Origin of the sequence: Bordetella genomosp. 1 (assembly GCF_002261335.1) — a bacterium.
Taxonomy (GTDB): domain Bacteria; phylum Pseudomonadota; class Gammaproteobacteria; order Burkholderiales; family Burkholderiaceae_B; genus Bordetella.
Genome location: NZ_NEVL01000007.1, coordinates 236,866 through 257,689, shown reverse-complemented (window position 1 = coordinate 257,689; position 20,824 = coordinate 236,866). Strand labels below are relative to the sequence as shown.

The 20,824-nt window shown below is 65.1% G+C and carries 13 protein-coding genes; 9 read left to right on the top strand and 4 right to left on the bottom strand.

Annotated elements, in window-relative coordinates; translation table 11 throughout:
* Positions 1-77: 77 nt before the first annotated feature.
* The 4 genes from rplJ to rpoC all read left to right on the top strand — a co-directional run bounded on the left by rplJ (position 78) and on the right by rpoC (position 9,579).
* Positions 78-602: a 50S ribosomal protein L10 gene (gene rplJ, locus CEG14_RS25430; RefSeq protein ID WP_094829195.1), complete on the top strand. Its 525-nt coding sequence runs from the start codon at positions 78-80 to the stop codon at positions 600-602.
* 79 nt (positions 603-681) lie between these two features.
* Positions 682-1,062 carry a 50S ribosomal protein L7/L12 gene (gene rplL, locus CEG14_RS25425; protein ID WP_094829194.1) on the top strand — a complete coding sequence of 127 codons (381 nt, stop codon included), beginning with the start codon at positions 682-684 and terminating at the stop codon, positions 1,060-1,062.
* A 160-nt stretch (positions 1,063-1,222) separates the two neighbouring features.
* A complete protein-coding gene (gene rpoB, locus CEG14_RS25420) occupies positions 1,223-5,335 on the top strand; it encodes a DNA-directed RNA polymerase subunit beta (protein WP_141243266.1) in 4,113 nt (1,370 codons plus the stop codon).
* Positions 5,335-9,579, top strand: a complete 4,245-nt coding sequence (gene rpoC / locus CEG14_RS25415) for a DNA-directed RNA polymerase subunit beta' (RefSeq protein ID WP_094829192.1) — start codon at positions 5,335-5,337, stop codon at positions 9,577-9,579. Before rpoB ends, rpoC begins: the two co-directional genes overlap by 1 nt.
* 128 nt (positions 9,580-9,707) lie before the next feature.
* Here rpoC and CEG14_RS25410 read toward each other — a convergent pair whose 3' ends face one another.
* The gene (locus CEG14_RS25410; protein ID WP_094829191.1) at positions 9,708-10,118 is read right to left on the bottom strand and encodes a TssQ family T6SS-associated lipoprotein; all 411 of its coding nucleotides are present in this window, start codon (positions 10,116-10,118) and stop codon (positions 9,708-9,710) included.
* 225 nt (positions 10,119-10,343) lie between these two features.
* Between CEG14_RS25410 and CEG14_RS25405 the strand changes: the two genes are divergently transcribed.
* Complete coding sequence (locus tag CEG14_RS25405) at positions 10,344-11,672, top strand: hypothetical protein (RefSeq protein WP_094829190.1); 1,329 nt, start codon at positions 10,344-10,346, stop codon at positions 11,670-11,672.
* Here the strand turns inward: CEG14_RS25405 and CEG14_RS25400 are convergent.
* Genes CEG14_RS25400 through CEG14_RS25390 form a run of 3 tightly spaced genes read right to left on the bottom strand, consistent with a single transcriptional unit; the run spans position 11,669 to position 15,858 of the window.
* Complete coding sequence (locus CEG14_RS25400; protein WP_256986059.1) at positions 11,669-14,002, bottom strand: CHASE2 domain-containing protein; 2,334 nt, start codon at positions 14,000-14,002, stop codon at positions 11,669-11,671. The genes CEG14_RS25405 and CEG14_RS25400 overlap by 4 nt on opposite strands.
* A 16-nt stretch (positions 14,003-14,018) precedes the next feature.
* Positions 14,019-15,131: a FecR family protein gene (locus CEG14_RS25395; RefSeq protein ID WP_094829189.1), complete on the bottom strand. Its 1,113-nt coding sequence runs from the start codon at positions 15,129-15,131 to the stop codon at positions 14,019-14,021.
* Positions 15,132-15,156: 25 nt separating this feature from the next.
* On the bottom strand, positions 15,157-15,858 hold the full coding sequence (locus tag CEG14_RS25390) for a response regulator transcription factor (RefSeq protein ID WP_094829235.1): 702 nt from the start codon (positions 15,856-15,858) through the stop codon (positions 15,157-15,159).
* Between the two features lie 263 nt (positions 15,859-16,121).
* On the opposite strand from CEG14_RS25390, the gene CEG14_RS25385 reads away from it, so the two are divergent.
* The 4 genes from CEG14_RS25385 (at position 16,122) to fusA (ending at position 20,818) form a co-directional block, all read left to right on the top strand.
* Positions 16,122-16,841: a response regulator transcription factor gene (locus tag CEG14_RS25385; RefSeq protein ID WP_094829188.1), complete on the top strand. Its 720-nt coding sequence runs from the start codon at positions 16,122-16,124 to the stop codon at positions 16,839-16,841.
* 839 nt (positions 16,842-17,680) lie between these two features.
* Entirely contained in the window at positions 17,681-18,058 is a 378-nt protein-coding gene (gene rpsL, locus CEG14_RS25380) for a 30S ribosomal protein S12 (RefSeq protein WP_005017264.1), read from the top strand.
* A 169-nt stretch (positions 18,059-18,227) separates the two neighbouring features.
* Complete coding sequence (gene rpsG / locus CEG14_RS25375; protein ID WP_094798042.1) at positions 18,228-18,698, top strand: 30S ribosomal protein S7; 471 nt, start codon at positions 18,228-18,230, stop codon at positions 18,696-18,698.
* 17 nt (positions 18,699-18,715) lie between these two features.
* Positions 18,716-20,818: an elongation factor G gene (gene fusA, locus CEG14_RS25370; protein ID WP_094829187.1), complete on the top strand. Its 2,103-nt coding sequence runs from the start codon at positions 18,716-18,718 to the stop codon at positions 20,816-20,818.
* Positions 20,819-20,824: the final 6 nt, after the last annotated feature.

The window sequence follows — 20,824 nt, the reverse complement described above, 5'->3', positions numbered from 1 at the left end:
AAGAACTCAACCAGGCGCCGCATTCGGTTGACGTGCAAGGCTCTGCCCCAAACGTCTTTTGATGGAGTGTTCAAACCGTGAGTCTCAATCGCCAAGAAAAGGCGGTGGTGATCGAGGAAGTCTCGGCCCAAGTCGGCCAGGCCCAATCGATCGTTGTCGCCGAGTACCGTGGTCTGGACGTCGCCTCTGTCACCGTACTGCGCAAAACTGCGCGTGAATCGGGCGTTTACCTGCGTGTTCTGAAGAACTCGCTGGCCCGCCGAGCTGTTGCTGGCACGGCTTTCGAGTCGCTGTCCGAACAACTCACCGGTCCGCTGATCTACGGTATCAGCGCTGATCCGGTTTCGGCTGCCAAGGTCCTCGCCGACTTCGCAAAGAGCAACGACAAGCTGGTCATCAAGGGTGGGGCATTGCCCAACAACTTGCTGAGCCAAGAAGGTGTCAAGGCCCTGGCCACGATGCCCTCGCGCGACGAACTGCTCTCGAAGCTGCTGGGCACCATGCAAGCCCCGATCGCGCAATTCGTGCGTACGCTCAACGAAGTTCCGACCAAGTTCGCCCGTGGCCTCGCGGCCGTGCGCGACCAAAAGGCCGCTGCCTAATTTGGCACGGTGTTCGGAATTCGCTGAACGACATAGCGACAACCAAACCTGGCTTTACCCAATTCTGGAGTTCTAAAAAATGGCCCTTAACAAAGCTGAAATCCTTGACGCCATCGCTGGCATGACCGTGCTCGAACTGTCCGAGCTGATCAAGGAAATGGAAGAGAAGTTCGGCGTGTCGGCTGCTGCCGCCGCTGTTGCCGTCGCTGCCCCCGCCGCTGGCGCTGGTGCCGCTGCTGCTGAAGAGCAAACCGAGTTCACCGTTGTCCTGGCTGAAGCCGGCGCCAACAAGGTGTCCGTGATCAAGGCCGTGCGCGAGCTGACCGGTCTGGGTCTGAAGGAAGCCAAGGACCTGGTTGACGGCGCTCCGAAGCCCGTCAAGGAAGGTCTGGCCAAGGCTGACGCCGAAGCCGCCAAGAAGAAGCTGGAAGAAGCTGGCGCCAAGGTCGAAGTCAAGTAAGCCTTCGCGTCATCTGCCCGGGGACAGCGCAGTTTGCCGTCCCCGGGCTTTTGCGTTTCCAGGAAACCCCTTCTGAACAGGTGGTTTCAGGGTGGTTTCCTGGAGTCGTATCACCCGGGGCCGTGGTTTACGGCCCATGCAACCTCGAGTCGGAGTGCTCATGCCTTACTCGTACACCGAAAAAAAGCGCATCCGCAAAAGCTTCGCCAAGCGTGAGGACGTGCAGAACGTCCCTTTCCTGCTTGCGACGCAGCTTCAATCCTACCTAACTTTCCTGCAGGCTGACACCCCCTCCGCGGAGCGTCACAACGAAGGTCTGCAGGCGGCGTTCACGTCGATTTTCCCGATTGTCAGCCACAACGGTATGGCGCGCTTGGAGTTCGTGAGCTTCGCGCTCGGCGAGCCGGTGTTTGATGTCAAGGAATGCCAGCAACGTGGCCTGACCTACGCGTCGCCGCTGCGCGCGAAGGTTCGCCTCGTGCTGCTCGACCGCGAGGTCAGCAAGCCGACGATCAAGGAAGTGAAGGAACAGGAAGTCTACATGGGCGAAATTCCGCTCATGACCGGCACCGGTTCGTTCGTCATCAACGGCACCGAGCGTGTCATCGTCTCGCAGCTGCACCGCTCGCCCGGCGTGTTCTTCGAACACGATCGCGGCAAGACCCACAGCTCGGGCAAGCTGCTGTTCTCGGCCCGCGTGATTCCTTACCGCGGTTCGTGGCTCGACTTCGAATTCGATCCGAAGGACGTCCTGTTCTTCCGCGTCGACCGTCGTCGCAAGATGCCCGTCACGATCCTGCTGAAGGCCATCGGCATGACGCCGGAATCGATCCTGGCGCACTTCTTCGACTTCGACAACTTCGAGTTGAAGAGCGAAGGCGGCATGATGGAATTCGTGGCCGAGCGCTGGAAGGGCGAAATGGCCCGCTTCGACATCGCCGACCGTTCGGGCAAGGTGATCGTCGAGAAAGACAAGCGCATCAACGCCAAGCACCTGCGTGATCTCGCCAACGGCGGCATCCAGCGCATCTCCGTGCCGGAAGACTTCCTGTACGGCCGCGTGCTGGCCAAGAACATCGTCGACTCGGAAACGGGCGAGCTGATCGCGCACGCCAACGACGAAATCACGGAAAGCGTGCTGGACGCCATGCGCGCCGCCAACGTGCTCGAATTCCAGACGCTGTACACCAACGACCTGGATCGTGGTCCGTACATCTCGCAGACCCTGCGCACCGATGAAACCGCCGACCAGATGGCCGCGCGCGTTGCCATCTATCGCATGATGCGCCCCGGCGAGCCGCCCACCGAGGAAGCCGTCGAAGCGCTGTTCCAGCGCCTGTTCTACAGCGAAGAAACGTACGATCTGTCGCGCGTTGGCCGGATGAAGGTCAACAGCCGCCTGGGCGGCGCCGACGACTCGAACGGTCCCATGACGCTGACCAACGAAGACATCCTCGAGACCATCAAGGTCCTCGTCGAGCTCCGCAACGGTCGCGGCCAGATCGACGACATCGATCACCTGGGTAACCGCCGCGTGCGTTGCGTGGGCGAGCTGGCCGAAAACCAGTTCCGCGCCGGTCTCGTGCGCGTCGAGCGCGCCGTCAAGGAACGTCTGGGCCAGGCCGAGACGGAAAACCTGATGCCGCACGACCTGATCAACTCCAAGCCGATCTCGGCTGCCATCAAGGAGTTCTTCGGTTCGAGCCAGCTGTCGCAGTTCATGGACCAGACCAACCCGCTGTCCGAGATCACGCACAAGCGTCGTGTCTCCGCACTGGGCCCGGGCGGTCTGACCCGCGAGCGCGCCGGCTTCGAAGTCCGTGACGTGCACCCGACCCACTACGGCCGCGTCTGCCCGATCGAAACGCCGGAAGGCCCGAACATCGGTCTGATCAACTCCATGGCGCTGTACGCTCGTCTGAACGAGTACGGCTTCCTGGAAACGCCGTATCGCAAGATCATCGACGGCAAGGTGAGCGACCAGATCGACTACCTGTCGGCCATCGAAGAAAGCCACTACGTCATCGCGCAGGCCAACGCCGCGCTCGACGCGGAAGGCCGTTTCGTCGACGACCTCGTGGCTTGCCGCGAAGCAGGCGAAACCATGCTGACCTCGCCGGCCAACGTGCACTACATGGACGTGGCGCCGTCGCAGATCGTTTCGGTCGCGGCTTCGCTGATTCCGTTCCTGGAGCACGACGACGCGAACCGTGCACTGATGGGCGCCAACATGCAGCGTCAGGCCGTGCCCTGCCTGCGTCCGGAAAAGCCGCTGGTCGGCACCGGCATCGAGCGCACCGTGGCCGTTGACTCGGGCACGACCGTGCAAGCCCTGCGTGGCGGCCTGGTCGACCACGTCGACGCCGAGCGTGTGGTGATCCGCGTCAACGACGAAGAAAACGTCGCGGGCGAAGTGGGTGTGGATATCTACAACCTGATCAAGTACACCCGCTCGAACCAGAACACGAACATCAACCAGCGTCCGATCGTCAAGCGTGGCGACCGCGTTGCCAAGGGCGACGTGCTGGCTGACGGCGCATCGACCGACCTGGGCGAACTCGCCCTGGGTCAGAACATGCTGATCGCGTTCATGCCCTGGAACGGCTACAACTTCGAAGACTCGATCCTGATCTCCGAACGCGTCGTCGCCGATGACCGCTACACCTCGGTGCACATCGAAGAGCTCACCGTCGTCGCTCGCGACACGAAGCTCGGACCCGAGGAAATCACGCGCGACATCAGCAACCTGGCCGAAACCCAGCTCAATCGCCTGGATGATTCGGGCATCGTCTACATCGGCGCCGAAGTCAGCGCCGACGACGTGCTGGTGGGCAAGGTCACGCCGAAGGGCGAGACCCAGCTGACGCCGGAAGAAAAGCTGCTGCGCGCGATTTTCGGCGAGAAGGCTTCGGACGTTAAGGACACCTCGCTGCGCGTGCCCTCGGGCATGACCGGCACCGTCATCGACGTGCAGGTGTTCACGCGTGAAGGCATCGTGCGCGACAAGCGCGCCCAGTCGATCATCGACGACGAACTGCGCCGCTATCGCCAGGACCTGAACGACCAGCTGCGCATCGTTGAAAACGACCAGTTCGATCGTATCGAGAAGCTGTTGGTCGGCAAGACCGTCAACGGCGGCCCGCGCAAGCTGAACAAGGGCGCTTCGATCACCAAGGAATACCTGGCTGATCTGGATCGCTGGCAGTGGTTCGACATCCGTCTGGCCGACGAGCCGCACGCTGTCGTTCTCGAGCAGGCCAAGGAATCGCTGGAGCAGAAGCGCCACCAGTTCGACCTGGCTTTCGAAGAGAAGCGCAAGAAGCTGACGCAAGGCGACGAGCTGCCCCCGGGCGTGCTCAAGATGATCAAGGTGTACCTGGCCGTCAAGCGCCGCCTGCAGCCTGGCGACAAGATGGCCGGCCGTCACGGCAACAAGGGTGTGGTCTCGCGTATCACCCCGGTCGAAGACATGCCGCACATGGCCGACGGCACCACCGCCGACATCGTTCTGAACCCGCTGGGCGTGCCCTCGCGGATGAACGTCGGTCAGGTGCTCGAGGTTCACCTGGGTTGGGCCGCCAAGGGCGTGGGTCACCGGATTGCCGACATGCTCAAGGACGAGCGCACCGCACAGGTCAAGAACGTGCGTGCCTACCTCGAGAAGGTCTACAACACGACGGGTTCGAGCGCCCGCATCAACGACCTCAGCGATGAGGACGTGATCGAGCTCGCGCACAACCTGAAGAACGGCGTGCCGTTCGCCACCCCCGTGTTCGACGGCGCGACCGAGGAAGAGATCGGCAAGATGCTCGAACTCGCCTACCCGGACGAAGTCGCCCAGCGCATGCAGCTCACGCCTTCGCGTGCGCAGGCCTGGCTGTTCGACGGCCGTACCGGCGAGAAATTCGAGCGTCCGGTCACCGTGGGCTACATGCACTACCTGAAGCTGCATCACTTGGTCGACGACAAGATGCACGCCCGTTCGACTGGTCCGTACTCGCTCGTTACCCAGCAACCGCTGGGCGGCAAGGCGCAGTTCGGTGGTCAGCGCTTCGGGGAAATGGAAGTGTGGGCCCTGGAAGCGTACGGCGCCTCTTACACCCTGCAAGAAATGCTGACGGTGAAGTCCGATGACATCACCGGCCGCACCAAGGTTTACGAAAACATCGTCAAGGGCGATCACGTGATCGACGCCGGCATGCCGGAATCGTTCAACGTGCTGGTGAAGGAAATCCGTTCGCTGGCCCTCGACATGGATTTGGAGCGTAACTAATGAAAGCGCTACTCGATCTCTTCAAGCAAGTCTCGCAAGACGAGCAATTCGATGCCATCAAGATCGGCATCGCCTCGCCCGAGAAGATCCGTTCGTGGTCCTACGGCGAAGTTCGCAAGCCCGAGACCATCAACTACCGTACGTTCAAGCCCGAGCGTGATGGCCTGTTCTGCGCCAAGATCTTTGGCCCGATCAAGGACTACGAGTGCCTGTGCGGTAAGTACAAGCGCCTGAAGCACCGTGGCGTGATCTGCGAAAAGTGCGGTGTCGAAGTCACCGTGGCCAAGGTGCGCCGTGAGCGCATGGGCCACATCGAACTGGCCAGCCCGGTTGCGCACATCTGGTTCCTGAAGAGCCTGCCGTCGCGCCTGGGCATGGTGCTCGACATGACGCTGCGCGACATCGAACGCGTCCTGTACTTCGAAGCCTGGTGCGTGATCGAACCCGGCATGACGCCGCTCAAGCGCGGCCAGATCATGTCGGACGACGATTTCCTCGCCAAGACCGAAGAATACGGTGACGACTTCCGTGCCCTGATGGGCGCGGAAGCCGTGCGCGAACTGCTGCGCACCATCGACATCGATCGCGAAGTGGAAACGCTGCGCGGCGAGCTCAAGGCCACCAGCTCGGAAGCCAAGATCAAGAAGATCTCCAAGCGCCTGAAGGTGCTGGAAGGCTTCCAGAAGTCGGGCATCAAGGCCGAGTGGATGGTCATGGAAGTGCTGCCCGTGCTGCCGCCGGACCTGCGTCCGCTGGTGCCGCTGGACGGCGGCCGCTTCGCGACCTCGGATCTGAACGATCTGTACCGCCGCGTGATCAACCGCAACAACCGCCTCAAGCGTCTGCTCGAGCTGAAGGCGCCCGAAATCATTCTGCGCAACGAAAAGCGCATGCTGCAGGAAGCCGTCGACTCGCTGCTCGACAACGGCCGCCGCGGCAAGGCCATGACCGGCGCCAACAAGCGCCAGCTCAAGTCCCTGGCCGACATGATCAAGGGCAAGAGCGGTCGTTTCCGTCAGAACCTGCTGGGCAAGCGCGTCGACTACTCGGGCCGTTCGGTCATCGTGGTGGGTCCGCAGCTCAAGCTGCATCAGTGCGGCCTGCCCAAGCTGATGGCCCTGGAACTGTTCAAGCCGTTCATCTTCAATCGTCTGGAGATGATGGGCCTGGCCACGACCATCAAGGCTGCCAAGAAGCTGGTGGAGAGCCAGGAACCGGTGGTGTGGGACATCCTCGAAGAGGTGATCCGCGAACACCCGGTGATGCTCAACCGCGCACCGACGCTGCACCGTCTGGGCATCCAGGCGTTCGAGCCCGTGCTGATCGAAGGCAAGGCCATCCAGCTGCACCCGCTGGTCTGCGCGGCGTTCAACGCCGACTTCGACGGTGACCAGATGGCCGTTCACGTGCCGCTGTCGCTCGAAGCCCAGCTCGAAGCCCGCACCCTGATGCTGGCCTCGAACAACGTGCTGTTCCCGGCCAACGGCGAACCGTCGATCGTGCCGTCGCAGGATATCGTGCTGGGTCTGTATTACACGACCCGCGAGCGCGTCAACGGCCGCGGCGAAGGCATCTTCTTCGCCGACGTGGCTGAAGTCCAGCGCGCCTACGACAACAACGAAGTCGAGCTGCAGACCCGCATCACCGTGCGCCTCAAGGAGCACGAGCGTGATGAGAACGGCGAATGGCAGCCGGTGATCCGTCGTCACGAGACGACGGTCGGCCGTGCGCTGCTGTCGGAGATCCTGCCGAAGGGTCTGCCGTTCACGGTGCTGAACAAGGCGCTGAAGAAGAAGGAAATCTCGCGCCTGATCAACCAGTCGTTCCGCCGTTGCGGCCTGCGCGACACGGTGATCTTTGCCGACAAGCTGATGCAGTCGGGCTTCCGCCTGGCCACGCGCGGCGGCATCTCGATCGCCATGGAAGACATGCTGATCCCCAAGGCCAAGGAAGTCATCCTGGCCGAGGCGAGCCGCGAAGTGAAGGAAATCGACAAGCAGTACTCGTCGGGTCTGGTCACGTCGCAAGAGCGCTACAACAACGTCGTTGACATCTGGGGCAAGGCTGGCGACAAGGTCGGCAAGGCGATGATGGAACAACTGGCGACCGAGCCCGTGACCAACCGTCACGGCGAGGAAGTGCGCCAGGAGTCGTTCAACTCGATTTACATGATGGCCGACTCGGGCGCGCGGGGTTCCGCCGCCCAGATCCGCCAGCTCGCCGGCATGCGCGGCCTGATGGCCAAGCCGGACGGCTCGATCATCGAAACGCCGATTACCGCGAACTTCCGTGAAGGCCTGAACGTGCTTCAGTACTTCATCTCGACTCACGGTGCGCGTAAGGGTCTGGCCGACACGGCACTGAAGACGGCAAACTCGGGTTACCTGACCCGTCGTCTGGTCGACGTGACGCAGGATCTGGTGATCACCGAAGACGATTGCGGCACCTCGCACGGCTACTCGATGAAGGCGCTGGTCGAAGGTGGTGAAGTCATCGAACCGCTGCGCGACCGTATCCTCGGCCGCGTGGCTGCGATCGACATCGTCAACCCCGACACGCAGGAAACCGCGATCACCGCCGGCTCGCTGCTCGACGAAGATCTGGTCGACATGATCGATCGCATCGGCGTCGACGAAGTGAAGGTCCGCACGCCGCTGACCTGCGAAACCCGTCATGGTCTGTGCGCGCACTGCTATGGCCGCGACCTCGGCCGCGGTTCGCACGTGAACGTCGGTGAGGCCGTCGGCGTCATCGCCGCTCAGTCGATCGGTGAACCGGGCACGCAGCTGACGATGCGTACGTTCCACATCGGTGGTGCGGCGTCGCGTTCGGCACTGGCCAGCGCCGTGGAAACCAAGTCCAACGGTACGGTCGGCTTCACGAGCACGATGCGTTACGTGACCAACGCCAAGGGCGAGCGCGTGGCGATCTCGCGTTCGGGCGAACTCGCGATCTTCGACGACAACGGTCGTGAGCGCGAACGTCACAAGATCCCGTACGGCGCGACCGTGCTGGTCGGCGACGGCGAAGCCGTCAAGGCCGGTACCCGTCTGGCCACGTGGGATCCGCTGACCCGTCCGATCGTGTCGGAATACGCCGGTGCCGTGCGCTTCGAGAACATCGAAGAAGGCGTCACCGTCGCCAAGCAGGTCGACGAAGTCACCGGCCTGTCCACGCTGGTCGTGATCACGCCCAAGACGCGCGGCGGCAAGGTCGTCATGCGTCCGCAGATCAAGCTGGTCAACGAAGCGGGCGACGACGTCCGCATCGCCGGCACCGATCACGCCGTGAACATCTCGTTCCCGGTGGGCGCGCTGATCACCGTGCGTGACTCGCAGCAAGTGGCCGTGGGTGAAGTGCTGGCGCGTATTCCGCAGGAATCGCAGAAGACCCGCGACATTACCGGCGGTCTGCCGCGCGTGGCCGAGCTGTTTGAAGCCCGTTCGCCCAAGGATGCCGGCATGCTCGCCGAAGTCACTGGCACGGTCTCGTTCGGCAAGGACACCAAGGGCAAGCAGCGTCTGGTGATCACCGACCTCGAAGGCGTGAGCCACGAGTTCCTGATTCCGAAGGAAAAGCAGGTTCTGGTGCACGACGGCCAGGTGGTGAACAAGGGCGAAATGATCGTCGACGGCCCGGCCGACCCGCACGACATCCTGCGCCTGCAGGGTATCGAGAAACTGGCGACCTACATCGTCGACGAAGTCCAGGACGTGTACCGTCTGCAGGGCGTGAAGATCAACGACAAGCACATCGAAGTGATTGTTCGTCAGATGCTGCGCCGTGTGAACATCACCGATCCGGGCGACGCCGAGTTCATCCCCGGCGAGCAGGTCGAGCGTTCGGAGCTGCTCAACGAGAACGATCGCGTTCTCGCCGAGAACAAGCGTCCGGCCATCTACGATAACGTGCTGCTCGGTATCACGAAGGCCTCGCTGTCGACCGATTCGTTCATCTCCGCGGCGTCGTTCCAGGAAACGACCCGCGTGCTGACCGAAGCGGCGATCATGGGCAAGCGTGATGATCTGCGCGGTCTGAAGGAAAACGTGATCGTGGGTCGTCTGATCCCGGCAGGTACCGGTCTGGCGTATCACCTTGCCCGCAAGGACAAGGAAGCGCTGGAAGCCGCCGAGCGCGAAGCCGCTCGTCAGCTCGCCAACCCGTTCGAAGACGCACCGGTCACGGTGGGTTCCGAGCCGGAAGGCGACGCGCCCCAGGCCGACGCCGAAGGTTCGAACGAGTAATCGTCATCGCCCCTCGGGGCGGGCTTCGTGCCCGCCCCAAAAAGAAAACGCCGGCAGCGATGCCGGCGTTTTCTTTTGTGCGTCAAGTAAGCTTGGCTCGCCGCTCGCGGCCGGGCCGGGGAGCGGTGTCAGCGCACGCGCTGCTGGGCGGTGCGGAACACCGGGCCCCAGTTGGGGTGGCCGGCCTCGTTGGGCGCCAGCGCGAAGTCCGGTTGCAGCGCCAGGATGCGCACGAAGGCGTCCTCGCAGAGCTGGCGATAGTTGCTCACGCAATAGCTGAACGCCTGCAGCTTGAAGGCCTCGACGCGCAGTGCGCGCGGGGCCAGCGCGATGTCGTCGGAGGTGGCGACCAGGCGGATGACCTCGCCGTAGCGTCCGGCGGCGTAGCTCTCGCGGGCCTGTTCCACGGCGGCCACCGCTTCGGTGGTGGCCGGCGCTTCGGGCGCCTCGCCACGGGTCACGGCGCAGCCCGCCAGGGCGGCGAAAAGCAGCGGGGAAAGGCAGCGTGCGGCAACGGTTGGGAGGGTCTTTACAGACATGGTGACGGGCAATCCTGTGGCTGTGGTTTATGCTTGCGCCGCCGGGATGTCGCAACGAGGCTACCGGCGGTGCAAATGATATCGTCAAGGCGGGCTTCCTGGTGTACGGTTTTACCTGGGCCGCCCTGGCGATTCCGATTGTTTTTCGTGCTGATGCGCCGTGGTGCCGTGTCGGATCCGCCGAGGCAGGATCCCGACGGGGCCCGGCGGCGCGTACTGAGTGATATGTCCTTTCCCGCCGGCTCCTCGACTCCGCGCGGCCCGTTCGACGGCGCCGCCCCCCTGGCCCACCGCCCGTTGTCCGCCATCGCGGCCACGATCGGCGGTGGCGTTCCCCAATCGCGCATCAAGCGCGTGCTGGCGGAGCTGCTCGCGCCCCTGTCTTCCATCCACGAACGCGGCCGGATCTGCGCCGACATCAGCACCCATTCGGTCGGCCTGGATGAAAACGGCCGGGCCCACCTGCTGGCCGCGCAGGCCCAGCCGCGCCAGCACGACGGGCACCTGCCCGCGCCCACGCCCGGTTTCGCGCCCTTCGAGTTCTACGCCCAGACGCCGGACTGGCCGCGCGGCCCCTGGAGCGACATCTATTCGCTCTGTGCGATGGCGCATTCGCTCGTCACCGGCAGCGTGCCGCCGCCGGCGCCCGAGCGTGTCGTGAACGACACCTACGTGCCGCTCGCCGAGCGCGAGCTGCCGCGCTACGACCGCGAGTTTCTGGCCGCCATCGATGCCGGCCTGGCCGTGCGTCCCGCCGACCGGCCCCAAAGCATCGAGGCGCTGGCCGCGCTGCTCGCGTTCGCCCCCGTGCAGGACGACACCGAGCTCGCCACCATCGCGCCCATTTCGGTCAGCGTGGACGCGCCGCGGGCCGAGCAGGTCCAGCCCCAGCAGCCGCGGCCCTCGGTCGGCGCGGTGCTGTTCGTGCTGTTGCTGATCGCCATCGCCGCCGGTGTCGGCTTTTATTGGTGGAACCGGCTCGCAGCCGTGCCCAAGGGCGTGATTACCGCTTCCGAATCCATGGTCCCGCCGATCGGCTCGGCGGGCCAGCAGGCCGGCCCGGCCGTGTCGCCGCCTGCCTTGCCGCCCGAGCCGCCGCCGCTCGGCGGCCTGCCGGCCGCCACGACGCCGGCGAATGGCGCCGCCGCGAAGCCCGAGACCCGCAGCGCGGCCACGCCGCCTGCCACCGGCAACGGCACGACGAATCCGGCCGGCACCGCCGCGGCGCCCGGCGCGGCCACGGCGGGAGACACCGGCGAACGGCCGCAGACAGGCACCGGCCCGAACGCCGCCCCGGCCGAGACGCCGGGCGAAACCGCGGCACCCGCCAACGAGCCCGCGCCCGCGCGCGTGCTGGTGCGCATCAACGTGATGCCATGGGGCGAGATCTGGATCAACGGCGCCAAGCGCGGCATCAGTCCGCCGCTCAAAGAGCTGCGCCTGTTGCCCGGCAAATACAGCGTCACCGTGCGCAATGCCGAGCTGCCGCCCTACCAGACCACGATCGAGGTCAAGCCGGGCCGCACCACCACCATCACCCACACGTTCCGCTAGGGCGTCTCGCGGGGTTCGGCCGTCTGGATCGCGCGCGGCAGGCGCAACAGAAAGGTCGAGCCGCGGCCGGGCATGCTGATGACGTCGGCGCTGCCGTGATGGCGTTCGGCCACGGCCCGCACGAACGCCAGGCCCAGGCCCGCGCCGCCCGCGTCGGCGCGTTCCGCCGCGCCCACGCGCGTGAACGGCTGGAACACGGTCGGCAGATCGGCGGCGGCGATGCCGGGCCCTTCGTCGTGTATCGACACCACCCACGTCGTGCCTTGTGCCGCGACGCTGCAGGTCACGTTGCTACCCAAGGGGCTGTACTTGATGGCGTTGTCGAGCAGGTTGCCCAACGCGCGGCGCAACAGCGCCTGATCGCCCGCCACGTCGGCGGCGGGCAGCGGCTCGGTCAGCGTCACGGTGATCTCGCGCGCACGCGCGGCCGCCCAGAAGTCGTCGGCCACTTCGCGCAGCAGCTCCGCCAGATCGAAAGGCACCACGGCCATCTTCACCGACTCCGCGCGCGTGAGCTGCACGAAGCCATCGACCAGGTGCAAGGTGCGATGCGAGAGCTGGGCGATGCGCGTCAGCGTTTCGTCGGGCGCGTCGAGTTCGCGCGCGCGCATGTCGATCAGCGCGAGGATCGAGTTCTGCGGCGCCCGCATGTCGTGCGAAATGAAGCGCAGCGTTTCCTCGCGGTGCCGCTCCGCCTGCCGGATCGTCGTGATGTCGCTGAGCGTGAGTATGGTCCCCACGAACTGGCCGTCGGTGTTGTGGATGGGGGCGCACTTCACGATCAGGTCGCGCGCCGCGCCGTCCCGTACCTCGACCTCCGCGCTCCAGCCCGCGCGCGCATCGGACTCGGCGGCCCGGTCCATCGCCAGCCGGATCTGCGCGCGTGAGGCATCGCCGGGCACGGCCCGCGCCAGCAGGTCCGCCGCCTGCTGTCCCACGTGCGGCGAACGTGCGCTGAGCCTGCGGAAGAAGGTCACGGCCGCGCGGTTGCGGAATTGCAGGCGCTGCGTCACGTCGAACACCAGCGTCGGGTCGGGCATGCCCTCGAGCCCGTCGGTGAGGAAGCGCCGCAGGTTGCGCACCAGCGCCAGCGCGTCGCGCAGCTGGCCCAGCCGGTCTTCGAGTGAGCGCTGGCCCAGCAGCGAGGGCTGGCGTGGCAGGTTCAGCACCGGCGCATAGTCACGCCGCAAGCGGCGCAGCTCGGTGTCCATGTAGCGCAGCACCGTCTCCTGGCTGCGCCAGCTCCAGATCGGATAGCAGATCGCCACGCCCAGGAGCGCCGCGGCGGGCGGAAACCAGATGCCGCCGTAGCGCAGCATCAGCAACGCGCCCGGGAGGATGATCCACGGCAGCAACACGGTCAGCAGCAGCGAGGTCTTGGGCGATGCGTGGCGCAGCACCAGGCACAGCAGCAGCACCGGCAGGGCGGCGGCGAGCGCGTTCTCCCACGGGGTTGCGGCGCGCAACGAAATCTCCTGGCGCGCGGCCTGCAGCAGATTGCCGAGGATCTCGACCCCGGCCATGCCGCTGGCGCGATGCGAGACCGGCGTGGGGAAGGCATCGCTCAGACCCGTGGCCCAGGCCCCCACCAGCACATACTTGTCGCGAAACCATTCGGGCGGCACCTGGCCCTGCAGAACGCTCAGATACGACACGGTGCGCAGATGGCCCGGGGGCCCGGCGAACGGAATCAGCGACTGGTCTTCCGCGCCGAAACGCTGGCCGAAGGCGCGCGCCGCGGCGGCTTCGCCGCCCGTCGCCATGAGCGACAGCACGAAGTGCGGCACGGGCACGCCGCCCACCTTGCGATTCCACGCGGTCTCGCGCACCACGCCGTCGGGATCGAGCGGAATGTTGATGAAGCCCAGGCCGGCCGCCGCGTTGGCGAGCGTGGGGATGGGCGGTTGATAGGTCTGCGCGCGCGCGAGGTCGTCGAGCACGATGGGCAGCACCACATGCCCGTGGCGCCGGATGGCATCGGCCAGGACGGCGTCGGCCTGCGGGTCGTTGCTGTCGGCCTCGGAAAAGATCAGGTCCAGCCCGACCGCGCGCGCCTCGCGCAGCTGGTCGAGCAGGGCGGCATGCGTACGGCGGGTCCAGGGCCAGCGCCCGAGCGCCGCGATGCTTTCGTCGTCGACCGTGACGAGCACCAGGTCGGTGGGCGCGGGCCGGCTGATGAGCGAGATGGCGCGGTCGTACAGGGTCTGGTCGATGCGCCCGAGTCCTGCCAGCGCGCCCATCAGCGCGGCGAACGCCACCAGCAGGCAGGTGAGCGCGATGCTGGAGCGTTGCGTCAGTTGCCGGCGATCATGGGGCAGGACAGGGGGCACGATGCGATGGGCAGGCTCAGTAGTCGCTCAGGATGATGATGCCACCGGTGCCGCTCTGGACCGGCAGGCCGCCGGCCGAGACCAGCGCATTGGCGCCTTCGAACGGACGGCGCGTCTCGAAGCCTGCCAGGCCCTCCGCGTCGATGGCGCTGACGCCGACATGATAGGTGCCGGCGCCCGGCGCCGTAAAGCGCAGCACCGGGCCCGGCGCGCGTTGTTCGGAGACCAGCAGCATGCCTTGCGCATCGCGCGACACGCGCACCCGATAGGCGACCGCGCCCGGCACCGGCACGACCTCGACGCTGGCGGCGCCGCCGCGCGTGGGCTCGCCCAGGGTCGGCGCCGGCAGCAGCGCACGCACGCCGGCAAACGAGCCGTCGGCGCGCACCTGCGCCCCCTGGCCGGCCTGCACGTTGATCGGCCTGGTCGTCGTGGCCGGGGCCGCGGCCGTGTCGGGGGCGTGCGGCTGCAGGCGCACGCTGCCCTCGAGCACGGTCTGGCTCGCGCCCTGCGCCGAGCTGTCGACGCGAAAGCGCGTGCCGCGCACGCCCGTGACCGCCACCGGCGTGCGGATCTCGAAGCGGCCCACGCCCTGACCCGCCGGCGCCACGCGCGATTCGACGCTGCCGGCGTTCACGCGCATGACCGAATCCGTGAGCGGCACGCGTGCAAACTGCCGCACGCGTTCGAGCGTGATCGAGGTTGAGGGCGGGATCGTCACTTCGGTGGCGTCCGACAGGCGCAGTGTCACGAAGCCGTCGGGGGCGGTGGTGATGGTGCCGCCTTCGGGCACCGTCATGCCGGCGCGCAGCGACGCGGTCGCCATGCTGGCGCTGCCAGCGACGTGCACGACCTGCGCGGCGCTGGTCACCATCGGAATCATGGACAGCGGGATGTGCAGCTCCATGCCGACCGGCAGCGCATACGGATTGGAGATGGCATTGTGCGACTGCAGCCGGCTCCAGTTCGCCTCCGAACCCGTGTAGGCCGCCGCAAGCGCGATCAGGGTATCGCCCGAGCGGATGCGGAAGATGAAGTCGTCGCCGAGTGCGCCGGCCGGTTGGGCGATGGCGAGGGGGGCGAGGGCGCCTGCGATCCATGCACAGACGTACCGGGCGATCCGGTTCATTGACATACTCCTTGTGCTGCGCAAATCAGGCGGCGGGCGAATCGGCCACCAGGTCGAGGCGATAGCCCAGCGCATATGACGAGGTGAGGCGCACGCCGTTTTCGGGGCGCAGCTGCAGCTTCTGGCGCACGTTGGACAGGTGCGTGTCGAGCGTGCGCGAGGTGGCGGGAATCTCGCGGTTCCACACGCTTTCGGCGAGCAGATCGCGCGACATCAGCCGGCCCACGTTGCGAAAGAAGATCAGCGCCAGCTCGTATTCCTTGGGCGGCAGCGAAATGGCTTCGCCGTGCAGGGTGATCGTGCGCTCGGCGGGATCGATGCGGTACTGCGCCACGCTGAACGCCGTGAGATCGGGCCGCGAGGGCTGCGTGCGGCGCAGGAGCGCGCCGGCGCGTGCCAGCAGCTCGGCGGGGCGCAGCGGCTTGACGATGTAATCGTCGGCGCCCGCGCGCAGGCCTTCGACCAGGTCTTCCTCCTGGTTGCGGCTGGTCAGGAAAATGATGGCGGCGCTGTTGCCGTAGCGCGCCCGCAGGCGCCGCACGACTTCGTCGCCGTCGATGTCCGGCAGCTGCCAGTCGACCAGGATCAGATCGAATGCGTCCGTGCGCAGGGCCGCCAGCAGGTCCTGGCTCTTCTGGAAACTGCGGCATTCATACCCGGCATCCACCAACACCTGTTGGATCTGCCGCGCCTGGTCCAGGTCGTCTTCGAGCGATGCGATTTTCATGGCCATGGAGGAGAGCGTCGCGCCGCTCGGGCGCCACGCGCATAAAACGCTTCGGGGCGAAGCGCATCATAAACATGCGTGACGTATTGTGATACAGATTGACCGGATTTCGAGGGTTAAACACTGCAAACTTGACGAATATTGACTGGGGATTGACGCAATAAAGCGCCACACTGGGTGCATTCGCATCGAGGTCCCTGTCGCAGTGGGTTCCAACGGGTGCGACGCCACGGCACGGTGCCGCGGCGAGACAAGGTCTGGTCATGAAGCAATTGAGCACACTCCTCATGGTGCCCGATGCAGCCAGCCGCACTCAAACCATCTCTGTGCTGCTGCAAGCGGGTATCTCCGCGCGGGGCTGTTCGACCCCGCTTGAACTCTTCGGCCTGATGGCCGAGGAAAACTACGACGCCGTGATCCTGGATATCTCCGATCTGGGAGAACTCGGCTACGCCCTGATCGCACGTCTGCGCGGCTCCGCCGGGCTGGGCGTGATCGTGACGGGCGCCGACCTGCCCACCGAGGCGCGCCTGCGCTGCCTGCAGAGCGGGGCGGACGCCTGCCTGCCCGCGCCGCTCGATGATCGCGAGCTCGCCGGCGTGCTGCTCGCGCTGGCGCGGCGCCTGCCGGTCTGGCTCAACGAGCCCGCGCCCACGGACCTGATCGCGCTCGACCCTGCGGACACCAGCCGCTGGGAGCTGCGCGACCAGGACTGGACCCTGGGGGCGCCGAACGGCGTGCTGTTGTCGCTGTCGGCCAACGAGCGCCAGATCCTGCGGGTGTTGCTGGAATCGCCGGGCCGCGCGGTGACGCGCGAGCAGCTCGCCGAGGAGCTGGCCGCGGATGGTGTCGCCACCCGCGTGACCGGGGCGCGCAGCATCGACGTGGTGGTCAGCCGGCTGCGCCGCAAGGCCGAGCAGGCGGGCGTGATCCTGCCGATCCGCACGGTCTACGGCAGCGGCTACCTGTTCGCCAACCCCTGACGGCGGCCGCGCGCCGCCATTGCCTGCGCGGCGTTCTCCCGTGTGGCCGCGGCGCGGCGCGCGATCGCACGCCCGCGCCCTGTGGATAAGTGAACGCTTGCACTCGTACAAACACCGTCAGCGTCCGTGTGCACAGGCCTGTGGATAACGGGGTCGCATGATCCGGCGACGGCGTTGCCGGGCGCAGGCGTGCCCCCGGGAAGGGCGCCACGTCCAGGCGCTGCTGGGGGGCGCACGCGGCTCCCGCGGTTGCCCCGAAGGGGCGTCGATGCGACACTGTCGCCGGCCTCCCGGCCTCGTCGTGCAAAAAATGAGCACCCCGCTTTGACAGCGGTGGATAACTAAGCTAAGCTGAAGGGCTTACTGCTTTATGCGCGCGCAAAGCCACTTCCGGTCACTGATCGTGGGGTTGCGGTGCCGGGATAAAGAGGAGTTGCTGGTGGTCTTGTCGCGCGGGGTTTACTCCCATGGCAGGCCGGCAGCGCAGATCCGGGCTACCCGGGTCCGGCCAGGGTGGGTGCGTCACGAATCCGCCAGGCCGCAAGCCAGTCTTTGTGGCGTTTCCGATACGGTGTATTCGGGGCGTCATACTGCCGAATTCTTCGCCCGCTACTGTCCCAGTCCAATATCCGGTTTCCAAGCCGCCCCGAGGCGATGTCTGCCCCGGTTCGACACGGACGACTCTGCGCGTTTTTGCCCGCAAGACCCGCTCTTTTACGTAGATGACACGTCAGGGGCGGTTTTGCGTGAACTGCCTCTCCAGGCCCCGCAGTAAGGCGCCCGGAGGACACGAGTACGAAAGTACTTACCAGTGGTACGTAAAAGGGATTTCAAAGGTCATGCCTACCATTAGCCAACTCGTGCGCAAGCCGCGCGAAGTCAGCATCATCAAGAGCAAGAGCCCCGCGCTGGAAAATTGCCCCCAGCGTCGCGGCGTTTGCACCCGTGTCTACACCACCACCCCCAAGAAGCCGAACTCCGCTCTGCGTAAGGTTGCCAAGGTGCGTCTGACCAACGGTTACGAAGTCATTTCGTACATCGGCGGCGAAGGCCACAACCTGCAGGAGCACTCGGTCGTTCTGGTGCGTGGCGGTCGTGTGAAGGACTTGCCCGGTGTGCGTTACCACATCGTGCGCGGCTCCCTCGACCTGCAAGGCGTCAAGGACCGTAAGCAAGCCCGCTCGAAGTACGGCGCCAAGCGCCCGAAGAAGGCTTAATCGCAGTATCCGGAAGTACCCCAGGGACGCAATGGCGTCACCCGGGAGGTGTGCAGCTGCGCCAGTAGCAATGCTGGAATGGTGTGCAGCACGTAAGGGGTCGTCTCTCTAGGCGGCCATGGCCGTGTGAAAACAACACGGTTCAACTGAACAGACACAAGGAAGCAAAATGCCCCGTCGTCGCGAAGTACCCAAGCGCGAGATCCTGCCCGATCCCAAGTTCGGCAGCGTCGAGCTCGCCAAGTTCATGAACGTTGTGATGCTGGACGGCAAGAAGGCCGTCGCCGAGCGCATCATCTATGGTGCCCTCGAGCAAGTCCAGGCCAAGACCGGCAAAGAGCCGATCGAAGTCTTCTCCCTGGCCATCAACAACATCAAGCCGATCGTCGAAGTGAAGTCCCGCCGCGTTGGCGGTGCCAACTACCAAGTGCCGGTTGAAGTGCGCCCCGTGCGCCGCCTGGCCCTGGCTATGCGTTGGCTCCGTGAAGCCGCCAAGAAGCGTGGCGAGAAGTCGATGGATCTGCGTCTGGCTGGCGAACTGATCGACGCCTCCGAAGGTCGTGGCGCCGCAATGAAGAAGCGCGAAGACACGCACAAGATGGCCGAAGCCAACAAGGCCTTCAGCCATTTCCGCTGGTAAATCAAGGACTATCTACCATGGCCCGCAAAACCCCGATCGAGCGCTATCGCAACATTGGTATCTCTGCGCACATCGATGCAGGGAAAACCACCACGACCGAACGCATCCTGTTCTATACCGGCGTCAATCACAAGATTGGCGAAGTGCATGATGGCGCAGCCACCATGGACTGGATGGAGCAAGAGCAAGAGCGTGGCATCACCATTACGTCGGCAGCAACGACGGCGTTTTGGCGTGGCATGGCCGGCAACTACCCCGAGCACCGCATCAACATCATCGACACCCCGGGTCACGTGGACTTCACCATCGAGGTGGAACGTTCCATGCGCGTCCTGGACGGTGCCTGCATGGTCTACTGCGCCGTGGGTGGCGTGCAGCCCCAGTCGGAAACCGTTTGGCGCCAAGCCAACAAGTACGGTGTGCCGCGTCTGGCCTTCGTGAACAAGATGGACCGCACCGGCGCGAACTTCTTCAAGGTCTATGACCAGCTGAAGACGCGTCTGCGCGCCAATCCGATCCCCATCGTGATCCCCATCGGTGCCGAAGACACCTTCACCGGCGTCATCGACCTGGTCAAGATGAAGGCGATCGTCTGGGACGAAGCCAGCCAAGGCACCAAGTTCGACTACGCCGACATCCCGGCCGAACTGCAAGCCTCCGCCGAAGAATGGCGTGAAAAGCTGGTCGAAGCCGCCGCCGAGTCGTCGGAAGACCTGATGAACAAGTATCTCGAGACCGGCACGCTGGACGAAGAAGAGATCAACCTGGCCATCCGTCAACGCACCATCGCTGGCGAAATCCAGCCGATGCTGTGCGGCACCGCCTTCAAGAACAAGGGCGTGCAGCGCATGCTCGACGCGGTCATCGACTACCTGCCTTCGCCCATCGACATCCCGCCGGTCGACGGCATGGACGACGACGGCAACGAAGTCAAGCGCAAGGCTGACGACACCGAGAAGTTCTCGGCGCTGGCATTCAAGCTGATGAGCGATCCGTTCGTGGGTCAGCTGACCTTCGTGCGCGTCTACTCGGGCGTCCTGAAGTCGGGCGACACGGTCTACAACCCCATCAAGGGCAAGAAAGAGCGTATCGGCCGCATTCTGCAGATGCACGCGAACAACCGCGAAGAAATCAAGGAAGTTCTGGCCGGCGACATCGCCGCCGTGGTGGGTCTGAAAGACGTGACCACCGGCGAAACGCTGTGCGACGTCGATGCACACGTCACGCTGGAACGCATGGAGTTCCCCGAGCCCGTGATCTCGCAGGCCGTCGAACCCAAATCGAAGGCTGACCAGGAAAAGATGGGCCTGGCGCTGTCGCGCCTGGCGCAGGAAGATCCGTCGTTCCGCGTGCGCAGCGACGAAGAATCCGGCCAGACCATCATTTCGGGCATGGGCGAGCTCCACCTCGAAATCATCGTCGATCGCATGAAGCGCGAGTTCGGCGTGGAAGCCAACGTGGGCAAGCCCCAGGTTGCCTACCGCGAAACGATCCGCAAGACCTGCGACGAAGTCGAAGGCAAGTTCGTCAAGCAGTCGGGCGGTCGCGGCCAGTACGGTCACGTCGTCCTGAAGCTCGAGCCGCTCGAGCCGGGCGGTGGTTACGAGTTCGTGGACGCCATCAAGGGCGGCGTGGTGCCGCGCGAGTTCATCCCCGCGGTGGACAAGGGCATCCAGGAAACCCTGCCGGCTGGTATTCTGGCTGGTTACCCGGTGGTCGACGTCAAGGCGACGCTGTTCTTCGGTTCGTACCACGATGTGGACTCGAACGAAAACGCGTTCAAGATGGCCGGTTCCATGGCGTTCAAGGAAGGTATGCGTCGCGCATCGCCGGTCCTGCTCGAGCCCATGATGGCCGTTGAAGTCGAAACGCCGGAAGACTACGCTGGCAGCGTGATGGGCGATCTGTCCTCGCGTCGCGGCATGGTCCAGGGCATGGACGACATGGTCGGCGGCGGCAAGATCATCAAGGCCGAGGTTCCCCTCGCCGAGATGTTCGGTTACGCCACCAACCTGCGTTCGCTGACGCAAGGTCGTGCCACGTACACGATGGAATTCAAGCATTACTCCGAGGCTCCCAAGAACGTCGCTGACGAAGTCATCGCCGCTCGGGCCAAGTAAAAACCG